Origin of the sequence: Vibrio sp. Isolate23 (assembly GCF_022398095.1) — a bacterium.
GTDB classification, from domain to species: domain Bacteria; phylum Pseudomonadota; class Gammaproteobacteria; order Enterobacterales; family Vibrionaceae; genus Vibrio; species Vibrio coralliilyticus_A.
In genome coordinates this window covers 73518-93332 of record NZ_JAKEUV010000003.1, presented here as the reverse complement: position 1 = coordinate 93332, position 19815 = coordinate 73518, and the positions used below count along the sequence as shown (strand labels likewise).

At 44.4% G+C, this 19815-nt stretch carries 17 protein-coding genes and 2 tRNA genes; 3 read left to right on the top strand and 16 right to left on the bottom strand.

All coding sequences use genetic code 11. From position 1 onward, the window contains the following. The first annotated feature begins 14 nt into the window (after positions 1-14). The 3 genes from L1D31_RS10295 to L1D31_RS10285 all read left to right on the top strand — a co-directional run bounded on the left by L1D31_RS10295 (position 15) and on the right by L1D31_RS10285 (position 1981). The gene (locus tag L1D31_RS10295) at positions 15-1307 is read left to right on the top strand and encodes a SidA/IucD/PvdA family monooxygenase (RefSeq protein ID WP_239837040.1); all 1293 of its coding nucleotides are present in this window, start codon (positions 15-17) and stop codon (positions 1305-1307) included. Positions 1308-1477: 170 nt separating this feature from the next. Further along, complete coding sequence (locus L1D31_RS10290) at positions 1478-1603, top strand: hypothetical protein (protein ID WP_345772837.1); 126 nt, start codon at positions 1478-1480, stop codon at positions 1601-1603. A gap of 159 nt (positions 1604-1762) precedes the next feature. Continuing rightward, positions 1763-1981, top strand: a complete 219-nt coding sequence (locus tag L1D31_RS10285; RefSeq protein WP_143696923.1) for a hypothetical protein — start codon at positions 1763-1765, stop codon at positions 1979-1981. 70 nt (positions 1982-2051) lie between these two features. On the opposite strand, the gene L1D31_RS10280 is transcribed toward L1D31_RS10285, so the two are convergent. The 16 genes from L1D31_RS10280 to L1D31_RS10205 all read right to left on the bottom strand — a co-directional run bounded on the left by L1D31_RS10280 (position 2052) and on the right by L1D31_RS10205 (position 19806). After that, positions 2052-2128, bottom strand: a tRNA-Val gene (locus L1D31_RS10280). Positions 2129-2161: 33 nt separating this feature from the next. Continuing rightward, a tRNA-Val gene (locus L1D31_RS10275) sits at positions 2162-2238 on the bottom strand. A 158-nt stretch (positions 2239-2396) separates the two neighbouring features. After that, positions 2397-3035 carry a sugar transferase gene (locus L1D31_RS10270; RefSeq protein WP_239837038.1) on the bottom strand — a complete coding sequence of 213 codons (639 nt, stop codon included), beginning with the start codon at positions 3033-3035 and terminating at the stop codon, positions 2397-2399. Between the two features lie 13 nt (positions 3036-3048). Then, on the bottom strand, positions 3049-4233 hold the full coding sequence (locus L1D31_RS10265; protein ID WP_239837037.1) for a glycosyltransferase family 2 protein: 1185 nt from the start codon (positions 4231-4233) through the stop codon (positions 3049-3051). Next, positions 4230-5321, bottom strand: a complete 1092-nt coding sequence (locus tag L1D31_RS10260; protein WP_239837036.1) for a glycosyltransferase — start codon at positions 5319-5321, stop codon at positions 4230-4232. Before L1D31_RS10260 ends, L1D31_RS10265 begins: the two co-directional genes overlap by 4 nt. 118 nt (positions 5322-5439) lie before the next feature. Continuing rightward, complete coding sequence (locus tag L1D31_RS10255) at positions 5440-6876, bottom strand: chain-length determining protein (protein WP_239837034.1); 1437 nt, start codon at positions 6874-6876, stop codon at positions 5440-5442. Then, positions 6873-7988, bottom strand: a complete 1116-nt coding sequence (locus tag L1D31_RS10250; protein ID WP_239837033.1) for a glycosyltransferase — start codon at positions 7986-7988, stop codon at positions 6873-6875. The genes L1D31_RS10255 and L1D31_RS10250 overlap by 4 nt, the downstream gene beginning before the upstream one ends. Beyond that, positions 7988-8713, bottom strand: a complete 726-nt coding sequence (locus L1D31_RS10245) for an acyltransferase (protein WP_239837031.1) — start codon at positions 8711-8713, stop codon at positions 7988-7990. The genes L1D31_RS10250 and L1D31_RS10245 overlap by 1 nt, the downstream gene beginning before the upstream one ends. Positions 8714-8793: 80 nt before the next feature. Continuing rightward, positions 8794-10185, bottom strand: a complete 1392-nt coding sequence (locus L1D31_RS10240; protein ID WP_239837030.1) for an O-antigen ligase family protein — start codon at positions 10183-10185, stop codon at positions 8794-8796. Then, entirely contained in the window at positions 10182-11633 is a 1452-nt protein-coding gene (locus tag L1D31_RS10235; protein WP_239837026.1) for a lipopolysaccharide biosynthesis protein, read from the bottom strand. Before L1D31_RS10235 ends, L1D31_RS10240 begins: the two co-directional genes overlap by 4 nt. 10 nt (positions 11634-11643) lie before the next feature. Then, positions 11644-12840, bottom strand: coding sequence for a glycosyltransferase (locus tag L1D31_RS10230; RefSeq protein WP_239837025.1), 1197 nt, complete (start codon positions 12838-12840; stop codon positions 11644-11646). Next, positions 12833-14035: a glycosyltransferase gene (locus L1D31_RS10225; RefSeq protein ID WP_239837024.1), complete on the bottom strand. Its 1203-nt coding sequence runs from the start codon at positions 14033-14035 to the stop codon at positions 12833-12835. Before L1D31_RS10225 ends, L1D31_RS10230 begins: the two co-directional genes overlap by 8 nt. Positions 14036-14134: 99 nt before the next feature. Further along, entirely contained in the window at positions 14135-15202 is a 1068-nt protein-coding gene (locus L1D31_RS10220; RefSeq protein WP_239837022.1) for a glycosyltransferase family 4 protein, read from the bottom strand. Next, the gene (locus tag L1D31_RS10215; protein ID WP_239837018.1) at positions 15180-16667 is read right to left on the bottom strand and encodes a sigma-54 dependent transcriptional regulator; all 1488 of its coding nucleotides are present in this window, start codon (positions 16665-16667) and stop codon (positions 15180-15182) included. The genes L1D31_RS10220 and L1D31_RS10215 overlap by 23 nt, the downstream gene beginning before the upstream one ends. Positions 16668-16688: 21 nt before the next feature. Next, positions 16689-18983 carry a response regulator gene (locus L1D31_RS10210; RefSeq protein ID WP_239837016.1) on the bottom strand — a complete coding sequence of 765 codons (2295 nt, stop codon included), beginning with the start codon at positions 18981-18983 and terminating at the stop codon, positions 16689-16691. A 22-nt stretch (positions 18984-19005) separates the two neighbouring features. Next, entirely contained in the window at positions 19006-19806 is an 801-nt protein-coding gene (locus tag L1D31_RS10205; protein ID WP_239837014.1) for a phosphate/phosphite/phosphonate ABC transporter substrate-binding protein, read from the bottom strand. Positions 19807-19815 lie beyond the last annotated feature (9 nt).

The following is a 19815-nucleotide window of genomic DNA, read 5'->3' as shown; positions in this document are numbered from 1 at the left end:
ATGAGGTTACAAAAATGACAGACCAGATTAAGGAATACGATGTGCTTGGCGTGGGCTTTGGCCCTGCTAACTTATCAATTGCGATTGCGTTAGAAGAAACGGCGCAGAACCAAGAATTAAGTTACTGCTTCCTAGAGCAAAAATCTCATTTCGAATGGCATGGTGGCATGTTGCTAGATGGCACTCGAATGCAGATTTCTTGTTTAAAAGATTTGGTGACGCTGCGCAATCCAATCAGCCCTTATTCCTTTGTGAACTACCTACATTCACATGACCGCTTAAGTTCATTCATCAACTTGGGCTCTTTGCACCCTTCACGCGTCGAATTCAATGACTACCTGACTTGGGTTGCAAACCAGTTTGATTCTGTCGTGACTTATGGACAACGCGTTATCGACATCGAACCGATTGAAGTTGATGGCGAAATTACCAAAGTTCGCGTTATTTCAACGGATATCAATGGCAACCAAACAGTACGTATTGCGAAAAACCTATTGATTGGTATGGGTGGTATGCCGAAACTTCCAGAGCTGTTTAGCGGCCTGAATGACGAGAAGGTGATCCACTCATCGAAATACAAGGTGTGGCGTGAACAGTTTAATGCTGGTACGGAAACGCCTAAGATTGCGGTTGTCGGTGCAGGTCAAAGTGCTGCCGAGATCTTCGTTGACCTGACAAACCGTTATGAAGAAGGTGAAGTTCACCTCGTCAACCGTAATTTTGCTCTACACCCAGCAGATGACAGTGCATTCGTTAACGAGATCTTCGATCCTGAGTTCACGGATCACGTATACAAGAGCACTGATGAAGAGCGTAAAACCATCCTTTCTCGCTTCAATGGCACAAACTATTCCGTTGTAGATACAGAAGAGCTTAGCGCTATTTATGAGCGTCTATACCTTCAGCGCGTGACTGGCGAAGGCAAGCACCAACATCTACGCTGTCATGATATTCAAGAAGTAGGGCAGAAAGAAGGTAAGATTGCGCTTCGTTATAATGATCGCATTCATAGTGAGCAAAACTGGCACGACTACGATGCGGTTGTCCTTGCTACTGGCTATCGTTACGACCAGTTCAACCAAATGTTGAACAAACTAGAACCACTAATGTCGGACAAGCAGGTTGAGCGTCATTATCGTCTACCAATGCAGGAATCTTGCAAAGTGAACGTATTCCTTCAAGGTTGCTGTGAATCATCCCATGGCCTGAGTGATACTTTGCTTTCTGTTCTGGCAGTACGTTCGAAAGAGATTGTGGACTCGTTATTCGCCAACTTTGAAACAGAAAAAGTCGCAGAAGAAGCTTAAAGCATCAAACAGACTATGAGGGCCGTAACATAAAGTGTTACGGCCTTTTTGTTTTTTGGGATTATTTGTCCAAGGGCTTATGCTGGGGCATTGGCATACACAGTTGTTCGATGGGGTGAGGCTTATGGAAAGGGCTTCGTTGGGCGGAGTGGCTAGCACTGATCGGTTGTGTGATCTACGTGCCTTTCGAAATGCATGGCCTGATTCATCACCCGGGTATAATTGGAGCTGTGATACTTATCGTTAATCACTTGATCATTGCCTGTTATTGCAAGAACGTTACAAGCCAAGCCTGAATTAGTTATACAAAGTTAGCTTGTGCTGAAAATCATATTTGTTATGCAAACCTGAACATGGGTACAGCAAATACTGTAATAGAGTGTAAAAAGATGAAAACCTGAGAGCAGTATCGCTGGTTTCGAAGCGGAAAAAGGCTAGAGTGACTAGTGCAGGGTATGAACCTGTATGTACAAGGCAGACAACGTCAGGAGGTTGCCATGGATAGATATTGCCCGAACTGTGGAATAGAGATGATCGACAAGAATCATGTTTCCATATGTCCGCGAAACGATATTGGAGAGTGTTCTTATGATGGGTATCAGAACACGCTAGAGCAGGCTAGCCAAGAGTACACGATACTCGGTAATGAAAAACGGCTAGAGGAAGCGCATTAGATTAACTCAATCTAATGAGATATCTCCAAAAACAACAAAGCCCGCTATAAGCGGGCTTTGTTATAAAATTTGGTGGGTCCGGGCGAACTCGAATCGCCGACCCCTACCATGTCAAGGTAGTACTCTAACCAACTGAGCTACGGACCCAAATTTTTGTTCTTAGTGCATTTAAGCAAGGAGTGGTGGGTCCGGGCGAACTCGAATCGCCGACCCCTACCATGTCAAGGTAGTACTCTAACCAACTGAGCTACGGACCCATTCCTTAAGAACGAGATGGATATTACCGAGACTTTTTGGGTCGTGCAAGAGCAAATTATTGGTTTTTAAACTGTTTGCTTCACAACTAATCGAATTGGCGTTTTTTTATACCAAATTAGAAAAGGAGAGCGGGATTGCTCTCCTCTAAGTGATTATTTTATCGTCCTCGCCCGTCGACCATGACGATGAGTGTTTTGGTAATGATGCTGATATCCATCAGAATCCAAGATTTTAGCGAACGCAGTGATAAGGCATAACTATGGTCAAAGCCGACCTTTCTGCGAACGTCATCGATACAGGTGTCATAGCCTTGATTAACTTGCGCTAACCCTGTGATGCCTGGCATTACTCCATAGGTACGGTCAGCAAAGTAAGGGATGGCCGTTTCTAGCTTGTTATAAAAGCTAGGGCGTTCAGGGCGTGGGCCAATCAATGACATATCGCCTTGGATGACATTAAACAACTGCGGGATCTCATCTAGGCGTGTCTTTCTCAGGAAGCGACCGACTGGAGTAATTCTTGGGTCGTTCTCTGTCGCCCAGACTGCGCCTGTACGTGTTTCGGCATCGACATACATGGTACGAAACTTAATGATTTCAAAGAACATCATTTGTTCTGGTGTCGATTTACCCACACGCAGCTGCTTATAGAAAATGGGGCCTTTGGAGTCGATTTTTATGGCTAAGGCAATCGCGGGCAAGATAGGTGACAGCATCAAAAGCCCGATTACAGCGCATAGAAAATCGAAGATACGTTTTGCTAACCAGATTGAATATAAAGAAGATACGTTGCTCATAAGATGCTCCTTATCATTGAATTCTTGTCCAACGAGTGGCTTCGAAACCGAACAAATAGCGTAAGCCACCAATTAGGTTGGCAAAGTGTCCTGCTACTATGTATGTGATTAACTGACAGTATTTATGGCTAAATAAGTGTGGGAACACATGCCCAAGAATCGCAATTGAGTAAACAGCGAGTTGTGCAATGCTCCCGATGAAAAATATTGGGTGGTGAATAAGTACGACAGAAAGCGCCAGACACAGAATCATGAGGTATGGTGTTATCAGTCTTAAACCTTTGCCTGAAAAGAAAGCAAATGCGACGCCTTTGTATCGTGGCAAAAACAATTCCGCCAATTGCAGGGCTTGCTGCATGTTGCCAGCAGAAATTCTGAGTCGACGTTTGAAATCGTTGTCGGTGTTGGTCGCTTCAAGCTCTAACGCAATCATGTCCTTGTCGTAGTTCACTCTATATCCTTTACGAATAATCTCCATCGGAATGATGAAATCGTCGTTGATAACGTTTTGCTTGAGCGGTTCAAACAAGTGAGTTCTGAACAAATAGAAAGCCCCATGAGCGCCAAGTGTGCTACCCAAACTGGCCTCATGTAGTTTCATTCTGCTTTGGTATTGCCAGTATTTGCTTTCACCTTCACTACCACTAGAAAGCAATTGGTAATGTCCGTTAACAGCACCTACAGTTTTATCTTTGAAGTGCTGGTTGGCGACCAGCAGGGCATCGACAGAAATCAGAGCTGATACATCGCTCAATGCTGTAATGTCACTTGATATCGTTAGCATCTGCTCATTCACTAGTGCAACCTTTCCGCGGTTCTCTTCAAAGACTCGAATTTCAAAATGTGTATCACAGCAAATGGCTTCTTGAATCGTGTTCTGAGCCACTTGAGCAGTATTGTCGGTACAACCATCACAAGCGACGATGACGTTATAATGTTCTTTCGGGTAATCCAGACAGGCTAAGTTGCGAATTTTGTCTGCGATCCACTGTTCTTCGTTATATGCAGGGATAAGAATGGTGATGTCAGCACATTGTCTATCTGAATGAGCGATCCTGTAACCACGTTCGATTGGCTTTACTTCTTCCACAGGGTGGCGCTTAGAATACCAAGCAAGCACAAGAGGGTAGCCGACATGGTGATAGACGATGAGCCCAGCACAAATTGTGATGAAAATTCCAATGGTCAGATCAATCATGCGTATTCCTCCTGTGTTATTGCGCTATAGGCATCCACCATTTTTCGAATGTCGTTATTGTTGACAACAAACTGGCGTGGTGAGGATTGAGGGGACTCAAGCAACATTTGGGATAGCTTTAAAGCAAGCTCACTACTATTTTCTGCTTCGGCGAGTTGACTTGTTATAGGACATAACGTTTCATTGGTGCCACCAACGTTTGTCGCGACTGTAGGAACGCCACACGCTTGAGCTTCCAGTGGAGCAAGGGGGAAACCCTCGCATCTTGATGGCATGCAAAATACATCGAGAGCACGATAAAAGGTTGGCATGTCCTCAACTAAATCGAGAAACCGTACTTGATGAGAGATAGATAAGTCTTCAGCCAGTCGTGCTAATGCGTCCTTTTGGCTTCCTATGCCTGCAATAGCGAGAGTCACATTGCTATTAATGAGAGGGAGGGCCTTGAGAAGGATATCGTGACCTTTTACTTTTTCGAGGCGTCCAGCGGAACCTATGATTTTTCCATGCGTAGGTAGGTCAAGCTCACAGCGTGCCTGTGCCTGAGATCCCGGTTTGAATCTTTCACAGTCTATGCCGTTTTTTATTACAGTGATATTGGCATAGTTGAGCTTCTCATCTAATTGCTCTTTAACTAGCCCAGCATCTGCCACCAGATTAGGACGGGATAGCTTTAAGGCAAGGCTTTGCAACAGAAGATGTTTTTGGTTGTTAAGGTGCCAAGCGTCGTGTTCTGTGTGGACTATGTGTTGAACACCTGCCAGTTTAGCTGCAGTCGCTCCGTAAATTAGAGGTCCAATGTGGTGAGTGTGAACGACTCTAGGTTTAATTTGTTTGAATAGTTTACGCAGTTTAGATATCGCCTCAAAATCAAAACCGGGCTTCTTGGTTAGAAAGATAAGTTTATCTTCAACGTTCTTTAAGCTAGGCCAGTTTGCCAATGTTTCGCAGCGACTTCCTTCGAGACTGATAAGGAAAACGTTCTCGTCTGGTTTAGCAAACTTGAGCATGTTGATGGCTAATGTTTCTAATCCACCTGGTGCCAAATGCTGAACAACATGTATGGTTGTTTTCGGTTGACTGGTCATGCGATTTCCTTGGTGTTCGATGGTTTAAATTAGAAATAGCATAACCTGTGCCAAAAAAAAGTCCCTATATAACAGTGTCTTAAGTTTCCATGTGTGAGGTGTTTTATTTTGAGATTCTTTATGATTGAAACGGTTTTATTTTAGGAATTGCAGTGATCACCTGTTTGCCTGTTAGAGATTGCAACTCACTCGCGCTTCGAACCGAAGTATCAAAAAGCTCAATGAGCGTAGCGATACCACAGCCTAGGCCAATACCTGCGACGAACCCTGCGATAATGAATATGACTATGGGTAGGTTAGCTGGTGAACTTGGCGTATAAGGTAAATCAATGATCTTGACCCGCTTGTTTTGCTCAAAAATACCTAGTGATCCTGTAAGTTGAGCCATCTCATACCTTTGAATCAACTCATCGTAGAGTTGTCTTTTGATTTGAACATCTCTCTGCAACTGGAACATGTCTTTTGCGTTGTCGCCGAAGCGGTTCGCTTGTTGCTCAAGATCTTCAATCATTTTACGCAAGCTTTTGGTTTCTTCACTCAGGGATTCAAATCTTCCCCGCACTAGCTGAAGGCTGTGTAACTGGGTAACGAGCAAAGGTTGAATTTGGCTGATGTCAGACAAAGTGTTGCTACTCGCGATATCCCAAAGCTGGTCGCTGCTGATATTTGGCTGCTCAACTTTAAGAAGTTCCGAACGTTCGTTTTCAAGTCGACGAAGTTCCCGCTGTTTGCCGAGTACAGCGCTATGATTATCAGTATATTTAGCTCTTAGTAAAGTTAGCTCACTGCGAATTTCTATAATTTGATCTTCAATTTTACCAACGACGGGGTTGGTTTTAGACAGTTGCTGATCGAGTGAGCCCAGACTCCGCTCAACCCCAGCAAGTTCCGCCTCTTTCTCGGCTAAGTTTTGCTTCAGGCTAGCAAGCCTCGCAAGACTCTGACTCTGCATTTCAGGTGTAACAGAGGCGTTTTTGTTCTTAAAGTCAGCAAGTGCTGTTTCCGCTAAATCGAGCTCCTCTCTTCGCTTATCAATATGCATGGTGAGAAACTCACTTGAATCTTTGATTGAAGAGCGTTCTGGGGCCAGCATTTGCTCTATAAAGTGCTCGCTGACAGATTCTAATAGTTCTTTCATGCCTTGAGGTTGAGTAGAAGATAGCTGGATTTTAAGAAAATCCTTTCCAGGCTGGGTAACCGTTAAGCTTGCTGCGAGCTCTGCGATGACTTGATCCACTTGAAAAGGGGACATTGAATCGTCAATCAGTCCACGCTCTTTGGCAACGGATCTTAAAATATGCCGACTCTTGAGCAAGGTACTCAGAGCTGCCAAACGTTCCTTGAGCATGGTTGAAACTGCGATATCTTCCAGAAACGGGTTCATTTTTGCTGTTTCCTGAATCAGCATACTGGTATGGGAAACGTATTTCTCCGGAGCCATTTTCCCGACGAAGTATCCAGCAAAAGGCATGATCAGCATTGGTAGAACAATTACGTACCTCTGCCTCCAAGCTGCATTAAGGATAATGATAAAGCGCAGTTTCAGTTCATTCATAGTGACTCCAGAAGCTGATTGACAACTCGACTTCGAGCATCCCAGCTGTCGCGACGAACAATCTCAGTATCAGTGTTTTCTTTACTGAGAACCTGATTGAGTGATTGGCTAAACTGTCTCGCATCGTTGGCAATACTGACGTGTGATCGATAAGGAGCAAGTGCTGGAAACGGCGTTGTAACAACAGGTGTTCCGGCTGCTAGATACTCCATCAGTTTTAAAGGGCTACAGGCTTGAATCTGATCATTGAACAAGAAAGGCAGCATGCTCGCATCCCAGTGCTGACTGTATCGAGGCAACTCTCGGTGTGGTTTGGGGCCCAAGTAAAATACATTTGGAAAATTCGGCAAAGGATTATGATCTAGTTCCAATGGCCCGATAAAAACGAAGTTCCAGTGAGGATTATCCAAACAGACTTGAGCTATCAATTTATAGTCCAGCCATTGGGATATGCTGCCGTAAAAACCAGCAATGGGCTTACCGTCTAAGGGAAGGTCTCGAGCACGGCTTACTGAGGTGTTAAATAATTCATAGTCTACGCCATGAGGGATGTGCGCGGTTTTTAATCCGTCAAACTTTTTGCAGATTTCCTCGCTTGCACCCAAGATAAGGTGAGCTTTCTCAGCCAGCCTTCTCTCATGATTACTCACTGTTTCATGATCAACACCAGCAAGCGAGTTGAAATCGTCTCCACAGTAATAAACAACCGCAGCTTCATCTAGGTTGCCACATAAATCCGCAGCAGTCGGAAGAGAAGTCCACAAAATCGGTTTTGTTAGCCCCAGCTTTTCGATGATGGGCTTGAGTTGAGCTAATAGCATGGACTTTGCTATTTCCCTTGCCCACGAAGATTTTGGAGCAGGGATGGTTTTTAAATTTACGACAGTGATATTTGTACTCAGTTGCTCATTCTTCGATGAGTAGCCTTTTTTGCTTTGGCCTAGTAGCTTGGCGAAAGCCCGAGCAAAATCTTTCTTATTGAGCTTAGGCTGACGTAGGCCGATTGAGTTAACCCAAAGCACTTTTCTATTCGCAGCTAGTCGAGAAACGATGTGCTGTGTGCTTGAAGGTAAGCCTCCGAAGTCTTCGCCAAATACGATGAGGTCACGCATTATTCCATCTCCTTACTCGTTAGTTTACGAACTACTTTGGCGGGATTTCCTGCAGCGACGACAAGGGAAGGGAGACTCTTCGTTACGACACTGCCAGCCCCTACAATGGTACCTTGACCGATAGTAACGTTCGGGCAGACGGTAACATTTGTACCTAACCAAACGTCTCTTTCTAAGGTGATGTTGCCAATGTCTCTTTCGCTGTCGCCAGCCCCCAAGGCTCTTTTCCCCGCGTGTAAAGAATGGCCTGAATAACCAAAGAGAAACGCTCTACCGGCCATTCTTACGTTGTCGCCAATAACAATGCGTTTACCAACCGCTATTGTGGTTTGCCATCCGATGTCGACGTTATTGCCAACGATAAGCTCTGTTTCTAATGATTGGGTTCGACCGCTGAATGTGCTTTGTCCTGAGATCCTGCAGTCGTCTCCCAAATAAATTTTAAGGGGGCCGGTTACGAGTGGAACACCACCAAATAGATAAAGTCGTTTGCCAAATTGAGTGAGGCGGCCTTTAAAGGCTGGCGTGTGAATCAGAATTCTAACCATATTGGCAAAGAGGGCTTTGCTTCCGTTGTACAGAAAAGCAGTTGTTTTATTGAAGATACTTGGAGTTGGAAGGTCGCAAGCGCGAATGTTTTTCAAAATGATAAACAATTTGCGATAAACAGGGTTCGGGTTCTCTTTTAGCCAAATCTTGACCTCGTTAATGTGTGTAGCCAGCATAAGCGCCTCCGCATTTTTATATTTCAATAGGAGGTGTTACACGTAACGTGCCAAAAATTAAATTCATTAAAAACAATTATTTATGTATAAATCTTGTCGTTATTCTGCGTATTCTCATTTTGAGAATGGTTTTGAACAATACGATTCAGGGCGATACATAGAGCGGCAAGGATATAAATAGGCCAGGTAAAGCCTTGAGTGAGGAATGTGCCCGACACGATTGTCCCCATAATGCCAGCGTATACTGCTGCGGCTGTTGCATGAAGGTAAGGAGAGTAATTATCTGGCACTGCATCTAGAAGTGACAGCGTTTGTTTGCTGGTTTTGACCAGTGAGTAGATACACCCAATGAATACTAACAGGCCAAGGAAACCTGTTTCTGCAAGCACACCAAACCAGGTCGAATGTACGGCATGGTTTAGTCCATCCCAGTGAGGGCTATAGAAAAAGTAATTGGCGTAGAAGTTGTTCAGTCCAACGCCTGTTAAAGGATTGGCGACAGCCATACCAAAAGCCGCTTCCCAAGCATAGAGCCGGCCCATCGCCGAAGCATCAATGCCTTCTTCAGCGGCGCCTCCTGATTGTCTGTCAGAAATCCCCGCAGCTGCAAACAGAACAAGTAAACCGATAGTTCCAATCAACGCGAGTAGAAACTTGGAACGTATAATACGCAAGCCGAATATTCCGAATACCGCGATTGATCCGAGTAACCCACCTCGGCTTTGGGTTGCGATAACAGCACTCAACGCCAATATCGTAGCGACTAAACCTAGAGGTCGAACGCTGCCAAGATTTTTTGTGGTCATCAAACTGATGGCAAAGGCAAGGGGGAACATAAGCACTAGTGACAAATCATTTGGGTCACCCAAAACTGAACCAAGTTGACGGCCAATGGTGACACGTGTTCCTTCTACTAGGCCAATGCCATTAATGGAGTTGGATAAGGCTACAAATGCAATCAGGCTTCCTGCTAATACGATTAGAATACTAATGCGTTTGACATTTTGAACGCTATTTACGAGCCATGCGATTGCCAGAGTCATGACGATGATCTTCCAATAGATCGACTTGAAGTAGGTAATAGCTAAACCGGGATTGGATGATAATACGGCTCCAACAAGCACCAACAGCCAAAACACTGCGAACCAAGTCAGGCTCTGATGCCAGAACATCTGAAGATTTTTGCTGATTAAACTATGCCACAGCAGAGCACTTAAGGCTCCGACTGAAAGTAACAAAGGGATTTTTAGCGAGTAAAGAGCAGGGATTGCTTCGTGAATTCTGAAAAATGAAAACAGGACAAATAAGCTGACCAACCAAAAAGTTTGGTTTAGCACGAAAAGTATCCCAAGCGGCATCATGCTAAGCACAATGGCAACAGCAGGATGAGGGACGAGCTTCCAAACCAGTGCAATGAAGATACACACGCCAGAGGTAATGACGGCTGGATAAAGCTTATCTGCATGCATCATAGTGTGCGCTCCACATGATTATGACGATGAGCTTTTTGGACAGAATTTGCAGAAAGCGAAATAAATCTTAGTTTGTGCAGCAATGCGATTAGCGCCATAGGTTGCAATACAAGCATTACTCCAGCCGTTTCTAATGAATGATTGAACCACCCACTGATCGTGAATAGTGAACTAATAAGGACAAACGCCAACAATGCGCCATATCTATAGGGAATATGGCATAGTGACTGGCTTAAGTGGTATATCAAAGTAAGGCGAATAAATTGGCCCATACACAGGCAGAGTAGGATAGCTGTCACGCCTGTTTCTTTAGTCAGCCAAGCACTGACGAGTGCCACTACTGTCGCAACAATATTGATGACAAAAAGCTTGCTTGTCTGCTTTGCATACAACACTCCGATATTGAGCATTTCTACCATTTCTTTGAGTAACATTATTACAATACACAGAACAACAAGCTGACCAGCAGATTGGTAGTCACTGGGTAGCGCAAGGCTGATAAAACATTGGCTCATCCACATAACAATGACACTCAGGAAACACAAAGTGATAATGCCGTGTTGAGTGTTAAGCGCGACTTTTTCTTTACCGAGAGTTTCAAGTACTTCGAAGCGCTTTGGCATCCACCACATATGGAAGGGTTGAATCAGAATCCCCAACGCAAGGGCAAATTTGGCGGCCACTGCGTATATACCTAAGGTTTCTAATGTGTGCGCTTCGGCAATGATCCATCGCTCGGCACCAGAAAGTCCAAATGCGACTACGGCTGATAACATCAAAGGGAACGAGTATTGGATGTAGCGTTTGTAGTGAACAAGGGTAGGCAGTTTGAAAGAAAGCTTGTTGTGGAAATGGAGATACGTTACCTGAAGTACGGCACACAGAACGCCAACGCTAAATAATAAAGTAACATCTGGATTGTTGGTGAGTATCAAAATGACCAGAGAGACCTGAATGAGCAAAGTAACAAAACTGATTTTGAAAAAAGTCACCGCCTTGTTGTTTAGTCTTAACCAAGCTAAGCAAATTGCGAGAGGGGCCTCAACTATTACTACGATTGTTATCAATGCCATTTGTTCAGTGTTGATGGTTAACGTTGCATTAGACACGGCAAAATAACCTGCGAATAATACCCCTGCGAGTAGCAAGGATGTCGAAAAAGAACTGGAGTACAATTCGCATACTCGAGCAAAGCGAGTTGATGCATCCTTTATCGTACCGATGAAGCGATAAAGATTTTCGTGCATTGCTAAACCGACCATCAGGCTGAAAAAAACAGTGGTGATAGAAAGTAATTCAAGGTGGCCAAATTGTGATGGCGTTAAGTAACTTGCCATGAAGGGGAGCATGAGTAGTGATGTCCCTTTCATCATAAGCAGGCTCAGAGCATAAAGCGCCATACTGGTGATGTTGTCTTGTTTAAACCACTGCAATATTCTATGTCGCATAACATGTTCCTTAGTGGCTCTGAGGTTTAGGCTCACGAGATAGCTTTAGGTATGGATTAGGGTCTATTGTTTTGACGAAGTCTAAGTAGCGATGTTCTGCTCTATACTCTTCAGCAATCATCATTCCATTATCAATACAGCGTTTGAAGTTGGTGCGATCTTTAACGGCATATAGCAGGGCATCACACAACGAGTTAGCATCGTCAGGTAAATATTTGATGCAGTTCAGATTGTGTGTCAGGCGTTTATCCCAGTAAGAACCATCCTGAGGGATAACAACGCACATCCCTGCAGCTAGGGCTTCTAAAATGGACAAACCAAACGGTTCTTTGTGGCTGGTGGAAACAAAGATATTGGATTGGCTTCTAATCGTGTCTAATTCTTGCGGGTCTTGGTACCAATTCGTGTATTTAATTACAACGGGTGCGGTACTTGTCGGAATGGCTGTATCAACGGGCCTGATGTAACAGATGTTAGATGCGATTGGTTTGATATGTGCAGCATGTTTAAGTGCCTCGACAAACAAGTCCAGTCCTTTCCATTTTAATAAAGATGCAGCCCAAAAGCCGACGGGGAAATCTGTTTGGCAGCGTGTTGGCCATCTGTCCTCGGGTAAACCGTTAACGAAGGTATGGTATTTGCGAGACGTCAAATACATCTCCACAAGGGAACCTGAGTCTTCTATGGACGTTTTGCGCTCCAGATATGTTCTCAGCGCGACAGAAATACTTGGTCTGCAGGAGGGCAGATAAAACACTTTGTCAGCAACAGTTAAGCAGTAACCGATAGACCTTGAGTTTCCAACGTGTCCATGAATGAACTGAACTAATTCAATGTTTTTTAATAACTTTACAATGTAAAGTGGCATGTCCATACCGGGCCCAGATGCACCGATAGCTCTGTCAATGCTCTTGTACTTGATCAAGAAAAATAGAAGGCATAGGGCGGTATAACACTGGCTTAGCCAATATAGGAGGCCGTAATGCTGCTTAGCCAATGGTTTTATAAGAGGCAGTGCAACTATATCTACTGAGTGTGATGCTGTAAGCTTACAGCTCTTCCAGAATTCCACATCAGCTGTGGCGATAACAAAGTAGTTGATATCGGCCCGGCACAAACTTAACGCTTCGACAGTGGCGATTTTTGATCCACCTTTGAATGTTATTGGATCGAAGACCAGTGTTTTTGTCACGTTTGAATTAACCATGCTGACCTCCCATAGCAATGCGCTTTGCCAAATAGGTTTTTAGCGGGATAAATGTACGCCAGAAAGAGACGGAGGGTTGGTGGGATACCATAATTCTCTTGTAAACACCGATGATACGATGGCTTGATAGCGAAACATTGAATTTGGTACCGATGTGTTCACTGGCATTACTGGCGAGTTGTCGCCCAAAGTCAGGGTTGTCGACTAATACTTTCATGGCCTTGCTTAATGGACCTACACCCCTGTTGGGGTAGAGAATACCGGTCTCACCATGTTGAACAAACTCTGGGATACCGCCTTCGAACGGTGCTACAACTGGAATCTTAGCGACAGCGGCTTCAGCAATAACGAGTCCAAAAGCTTCGCTTCTAGCACCGCTTACAAAGGCATCACAGCCTTTCAACCAACCTACAGCATTGCTTTGTTCACCGACAAAGTGAACCCTGTTTTCCAAGTACAACTTCTTGGCGTGCTTCTCTAGCTCGTTTCTGAGTGGACCGTCGCCAATGACTAAAAGGTGTGTATTCGGATATTCAAAGTTCAAATGTCTTAACGCTACGATAAGCCGATCGATACCTTTGCGGTGGATTAGAGAACCGACTGTCGCATAAAGGAAGTCTTCGTCGTTTATTCCGAGTACTTTTTTCGTTTCGACAGTCTGTTGCTCGTTGAGTTTAGAAACATGCAATCCATTATGAATGACTGACAAGTGCTCACGAGGATACCCCTCAGATTTGAGCTGGCTGGCAACATATTCACTGACAGAGATGATGTGTGGGGATAAATGCAGGCCTAGTGTTAATCGGTCTCTGGCAGGATAGGGGCTGTGTAGCTGAGTCACCATTGGAACCTGTTTGATTCGGGCTGCGAGTACCATCCATTGACATGGAGCACCACTGTTGACATGAACGACGTCAATGCTTTCTCTTTGGAGGATTTTACAAGCTTTACGGACCAGGTAGCCCCAACCTAGAAAATCGAATCTGGGGGCGAGCCAGCCAAGTAGGAGAGGGAATGCGTCAGCTTCGGATGAGATGTTGTTGCGTAAGGCGTAACGGTGCAAAGAAGAGTTATTGGTCCATAGATGTACAGAGAACCCTTGGTCAGAGCACTGTTCCATTAGGTCAATGAGGCACTGCTCGCTTCCGCGAATCCAGTCATTTCCGTAGTGAACAAACAGTATTTTTTTCTTCATTGTTATTCCCCTTTGCCATTTATACGAGGAACAACGCAATTGAGATGCCAAGATTTAAGGTTGACTAACTTTATGAAAAATATATAAAAAATAATTTAACTATTTTATGAGAGTGTTTTTCTCAATATGAGAAGCAGATTGACGACCAGATTTTTTGTAGAGTTGTAGCAATTTAGGAATGATTGCAGAAGAGGAAAATTGTTCTCGAACTGTGCCAATCGCTTGCTGAGATATCTTTTGTCTTTCGTCGTCTGTTAACTGTTCTAGAGTTCGTAAAACATTAGCAATCTGAGCAGCCGTATCAACTAAATATCCATTCTGACCACTGGTAATCAGTTTAGGAAGGTCTCCAACCCTTAACGCGATGACAATACACCCTCTGGACATGGCTTCAAGTGCCGCCATAGGCAAGCCTTCAAATCGAGAGCAAATGATAAGTACACCTATGTGTTTCCAAACCACATCCATGTTGCTTTGATGACCGTGGAGTTGCACATTTTGCGGCGCTAATTGAGAAATTTCTGGCTCTAACGGACCTGAGCCATAGATGTGAAAAGATAAATCGGGGCAGCTCTTAGCGCATCGAATGAACCTGTCTGGTCCTTTTTCATGGCTTAGGCGACCAACAAAGGCGATCTGCTCTCCGGTGCTCGCACAGGCTTTTGAATCATCAATGAAATTATTCAACCTAAGGGTGGTCGCTGGGATCTTTTGGCTCACTTTCTCACTGACGGCAAGTGAGAGCGTAGAAATAAACGCCGTGTAGCGATCGACAAAATCATAAGCCCAGACTTTACCTGTTGGTGTTTCGCCAGCGTGATAGGTGGTTATTTGTTTGGCTCCAGTCAAAACACGTGCACATTTAGACAGCAGACTAGCTTTGTACCCATGAGCATGGATAAGAGTTGTTGGTGAATGTTTAATTTTCTGGATAAGTGCGAACAAAGGTTGAGTGGCCAGGTCAGATAAGTACTGGTAAGGGATCGCTTCTTTTTCCAGTTTTTCTACGAGGGGAGAACGCTGTTGATAACGTTTTATCAGCAACACCTCAACACTTGTGTTGTGATGCTTGAGCCCTTTAGCGAGCTCAAGTACGTAGGTTTCAATGCCGCCAAACGTCAGGCTATCGATGACTAGCCAAACATCAATCCGCGTATTGCTGCTCATCTTCTTCGGCTTCCCAAGCCTGTTTTTTACGATAAACGGTTGATGGACTCAACTCGAGTAATACTGCTGCGTTGAGGACATTACCATCGCAAAAATCAATGGCTTGTTGAATGGTTTCTCTTTCAACCTGCCACATCGGGCGTATCGTAGCTGGTATAGTATTTTGTGGACTCTCACTCTCAATCATTCGACCGGTCTCTTGTGCTGGCATTTCGACTGGCGTGATGGGGTCTGTTTGAGCTGATACTTCATGGTTGACTGTTGATTGTGTGACTTTAGGCCTTGAAGGTTTACTATTTTTTGAAATTTGTTCGGGTAGTTGAGACACAGAAAGTTTGGGTTCATCATTAAGAACGACAATGTTACGAATGACATTCTGCAGTTGTCTTACGTTCCCCGGCCATGAGTAACGCTTGAGCAACGATTCGGCATCTCGGTTGATGCCATTAAATTTCTTCCTATCTTCTTTAGCGAACAGCTTAAGGAAATGAGTCGCTAGCGTTGTGATGTCATTTCCGCGTTCTCTTAGAGGCGGCATTTCAATCGGCACAACATGAACGCGGTAGTACAAGTCTTCTCGGAATCGGCCTTCTTCAACTTCTAGCAATGGGTCACGGTTGGTCGCGCAGATTATTCTCACATCGACCTTCATTTCTTTCGAGCCCCCGAGTGGGGTGAAAGTCCCTGCCTGTAGGAAACGTAGCAGTTTTTTCTGCATTTCCAGCTCCATCTCACATAACTCGTCAAGGAAAAGGGTTCCTCCATGAGCTAAAGATGCCGCGCCTTTTCTGTCCGTAGTCGCACCCGTGAATGCACCTTTTACATGGCCAAAAATTTCGCTTTCCATAAGATCTTTGGGAATAGCACCACAGTTGATAGCTATGAAAGGCTTGTCGCTTCGTTTACTTTCTTTATGGATGGCTTCCGCGCACACTTCTTTACCTGTGCCGCTTTCTCCGATAATGAAAACGCTCGCGGTAGTCGGAGCAACAGAGTCAATGATCTTGTAAACGCCCTGCATAGGCAGGCACGAGCCGATGAATCCGTGGAAGCGATTTCTGTCGAATTTCGCTTCGATATCTTCGACTAAGTGTTCGAGTTTAGCTTGCTGTAAGTGGAGATTTATCGATGTTTTGAGTCGGTCTGCCTGAATTGGCTTTTCGAGGAAGTCTTTAGCTCCTTTTTGCAACAAGCTGACTGCAACATCCACTGAACCATGGGCAGTCGCGACGACCACGGCGGTAGGTACTTGGTTCTCGTTGAGCCAGTCTAAGATATCTTCACCGTTCATGTCCGGAAGCTTGAGATCTAAAATCACAAGCTGTGGCACATTGCGCTCTATGAATGCTTTGGCATCACGACCTGTTTCTACATGAAACAGATCAAACGCTTCATCTTTTACATACTGTTTGTAAAGGACTGCCAGAGAAGTGGAGTCTTCAATCAGTAGTACTTTTGCTCTCATGTGACGTCATCCTTGTAATATCTAGCCTGCTGGTTCGATGAAGCCCAGCGTTTTTCTATATTCAAGAGCGGCAAGTGACTTCTCAGCCAGTTCTTTTAGTTCTTCAGAAAGTTCAAAGGCTTGCTGTTCATGATTTTCTAAGCACATGCGCTCAATCTTTCTCGCAAGGTTGGATAACACTCTATTTCCTAAAGCCAGAGAGGAGCTGCCTAACGTGTGGCTTTCAAACTCAAGCGTTTCTTTGTCTCGGTCTTCCATGGCTTGGTAAATCTTACTCAAGCGCTCATTGGATTCTTCGATGTAATGATCAATTAGCATAGGAAGAACATCAGCACTGGTGTCTTCTATCATTTGCTCTAGCACTTGTTCGTCGACGAGTTCTAAATCCACTTGTATGTCCTGACTTATAGAATGGTTGTTAATACCCTGCGTATGCGATTCAATCTTTAAATTATCAGATTTTTCAGCAGAGATGTTCGCATCACCACTTAAGAATAGATTAATTTTTTCAATTAGTTGTGACAAGCGAATCGGTTTTGACAAATAGTCGTTCATCCCTGCATCGAGGAACTGCTCCTTATCACCTGACAATGAGTGGGCGGTCAATGCAACGATAGGGATTTGCCGAGCTGTTTCATCCGTCATCGAGCGAATAGCTTTGCAGGTTTCCATACCATCAAGTTCTGGCATAGAGATATCCATAAAGATAAGGTCGTAATGGTATTGCTCAACCATTTCTAAAGCACGGCGGCCATTTTCAGCGATGTCCATTGCAATCCCCATGCGCTTAAACATCTCGCTTATGACCAGCTGATTGGCTTTGTTGTCCTCAGCCACTAATATGCTGACATCCGATACCCGTAACTCATTATTGTTTGGGCTCTGATGAGATGCACTGATCAACTGGTCTGCGAGTTCCAATTTGATTGAGAAGGAGAAGGTGCTACCAATAGAAGGTGTACTCTCCACCTCAATGTTACCGTCCATCAACTCACATAAGCGTTTGCATATTGCAAGACCCAGCCCAGAGCCTTCCTGGCTTCTTGAATAGGTCTGGTCAACCATAGTGAATTCATCAAACAGATATTCCACTGCGTTGTGGTTAATGCCGACACCCGTATCTATGACACTGCAAACGATCTTGGCTTTATGACCTTCATCAATCTCAGCTACCACCTGAATAGTTACGCTGCCTTCTTTGGTGAATTTCATCGCATTACCGAGCAAGTTATGCAGGATTTGCTTAACGCGGTTTTCATCGCCCTGAACATTTGTGGGAACAGAACCATCAATGAGGCAGTTCAAATCAAGAGAACGTACTTTCGCTGATGGTTGAAAGGTCTCAACGACATTTTTAATGCAATGACGCAAATTAAATGGTTTATGCTCAAGTCGCAGCGTGTTGGATTCCATTCTGGTGAAATCCAGAATGTCATTGATAATGCTGAGTAGAAATTGTCCTGACTCGGTGGCGGTATTGACCAATTTTTTCTGCTCGCGAGTGAGTTTTGACTCTTCAAGAATATTTAAAATACCCAAAACGCCGTTCATTGGTGTGCGGATTTCGTGTGACATCGAGGCTAAAAAGCGGCTTTTTGAGTCATTTGCTTGTTCGGCTTCGAAACGTGCGTGTTTCAGATCTTGATAGCTTTTTTCGAGTTTCATCGACATGTCGTCAAACGCTCTAGCCACCTCTCCCAGCTCGCCTTTGGAGTGATCGTTGAGCTGAAATCCCGGGCCGTGTTGACTGACCGTATTGGCTGCCTCGATGAGTTTTACTAAGCTTTTGGTCAAGTAGGTTCCGAGGAAAAAAGAGAATATAGCGACCAGAACGACCTCAATGGAAGCTATTCCTATTATTGTTTTTTGAGCGCTGGTAAGCATAGAGTTGATATCAGATACTTCGAAACCTATGTCTATAGTGCCGTAACTTACATTGCCACTTTTGACTTGTACCTGAGTGTCGAAAATCCCATCATTGACAGAATTTAAGTCGTCATCAATCGACATAGTACGTTGCAATAATGCTTTATCTCCATCGCATGACAGCTCTTTTTCATCGCGCATTACCCTGATATAAGCAATATCTTCAATGGTCATGAACTCTTTGACCAAATCATCTAAAGTCGCAATGTCGGTGGTAATCATTGCGTCCTTAGCAGCGTGTGCGAACATCGAAGCCGTCGAGTTTGCGCGCTGGATGAGTTGCTTTTCATTTGAGTTGGAGAGAAAACTCATTGCACTCAATGTAAGCGCTACGAGCATAACGATCTCAATAAAGGCGATCCCAAGTATGGTTTTCATTCTTAATGACATAGCATGGCACTCCCGTTGCTGATTATTCCAATACTGTAATCTTGAGTGCTCGAACGTCGTTCCAGTCACTATCTTGGGCTGTAACAAAACCTTTGAGCTTGAGTTTATCTAGGTGCGCTAGTCCTTCAGGGGAAAGGTCAAACTCGATAAGCGCTTGCTGAACTTTATTTTTTAACTTCCCATCAAGTTCGGGATGAACCGCGATTGCATGAGGGGTATATCCTTTGGTGGTCCATATTGGCGTCAGTTGCTGACGTATCTCATCCGATAGAGACAGGTACGTTCTTAATATGCCGCCTCCCGCAGGGAAGAACCCCTTGGCGACAGATAGGTAAACGGAGTCATGAGACGACACATAAGATGGTTGAAAGTTAACCTCATTTTGTTTTAGATAGGTTTGAGTGAGTACGGTGGCGGCAAAGGCTGCAGGTGAAGGAAAAGCTATTTCTGCATTGTTGAGTTGCTTAGGCGCTGAAAAGCCACTGTCCTTGCGTACGACAATAATGCCTTTAAGTCGATTGTTTCTGGCTTTTGCAATAGCATCATAACCGGGAGATACGCTGAAGATCGTGTAGTGATAGGGGTTCATATAAGCGAGATCGTATTCTCCATTTCTTAAACGCTGTTCAAACATGGGTATGTCAGGCGCTGTACTGAATACGATCTTTTGCCCTGTTTTCTCTGAGAGATACTCAATGATAGGGGCCCATTGTTTGGCAAGCTTGCTCGCAGAGTGCTGGGGAACAACACCAAAAGTGATGGATTCAGCATGTAAGGACGCCGAGAGGAGTGTAAGCAGAACAAGATAAGTAAATTTTTTCATAATCAATTC

Coding starts and splice junctions, on each gene's coding strand:
- L1D31_RS10295 (WP_239837040.1), top strand. CDS start 15: ATGACAGACCAGATTAAGGAATACGATGTGCTTGGCGTGGGCTTTGGC.
- L1D31_RS10285 (WP_143696923.1), top strand. CDS start 1,763: ATGAACCTGTATGTACAAGGCAGACAACGTCAGGAGGTTGCCATGGAT.
- L1D31_RS10270 (WP_239837038.1), bottom strand. CDS start 3,035: ATGAGCAACGTATCTTCTTTATATTCAATCTGGTTAGCAAAACGTATC.
- L1D31_RS10265 (WP_239837037.1), bottom strand. CDS start 4,233: ATGATTGATCTGACCATTGGAATTTTCATCACAATTTGTGCTGGGCTC.
- L1D31_RS10260 (WP_239837036.1), bottom strand. CDS start 5,321: ATGACCAGTCAACCGAAAACAACCATACATGTTGTTCAGCATTTGGCA.
- L1D31_RS10255 (WP_239837034.1), bottom strand. CDS start 6,876: ATGAATGAACTGAAACTGCGCTTTATCATTATCCTTAATGCAGCTTGG.
- L1D31_RS10250 (WP_239837033.1), bottom strand. CDS start 7,988: ATGCGTGACCTCATCGTATTTGGCGAAGACTTCGGAGGCTTACCTTCA.
- L1D31_RS10245 (WP_239837031.1), bottom strand. CDS start 8,713: ATGCTGGCTACACACATTAACGAGGTCAAGATTTGGCTAAAAGAGAAC.
- L1D31_RS10240 (WP_239837030.1), bottom strand. CDS start 10,185: ATGATGCATGCAGATAAGCTTTATCCAGCCGTCATTACCTCTGGCGTG.
- L1D31_RS10235 (WP_239837026.1), bottom strand. CDS start 11,633: ATGCGACATAGAATATTGCAGTGGTTTAAACAAGACAACATCACCAGT.
- L1D31_RS10230 (WP_239837025.1), bottom strand. CDS start 12,840: ATGGTTAATTCAAACGTGACAAAAACACTGGTCTTCGATCCAATAACA.
- L1D31_RS10225 (WP_239837024.1), bottom strand. CDS start 14,035: ATGAAGAAAAAAATACTGTTTGTTCACTACGGAAATGACTGGATTCGC.
- L1D31_RS10220 (WP_239837022.1), bottom strand. CDS start 15,202: ATGAGCAGCAATACGCGGATTGATGTTTGGCTAGTCATCGATAGCCTG.
- L1D31_RS10215 (WP_239837018.1), bottom strand. CDS start 16,667: ATGAGAGCAAAAGTACTACTGATTGAAGACTCCACTTCTCTGGCAGTC.
- L1D31_RS10210 (WP_239837016.1), bottom strand. CDS start 18,983: ATGTCATTAAGAATGAAAACCATACTTGGGATCGCCTTTATTGAGATC.
- L1D31_RS10205 (WP_239837014.1), bottom strand. CDS start 19,806: ATGAAAAAATTTACTTATCTTGTTCTGCTTACACTCCTCTCGGCGTCC.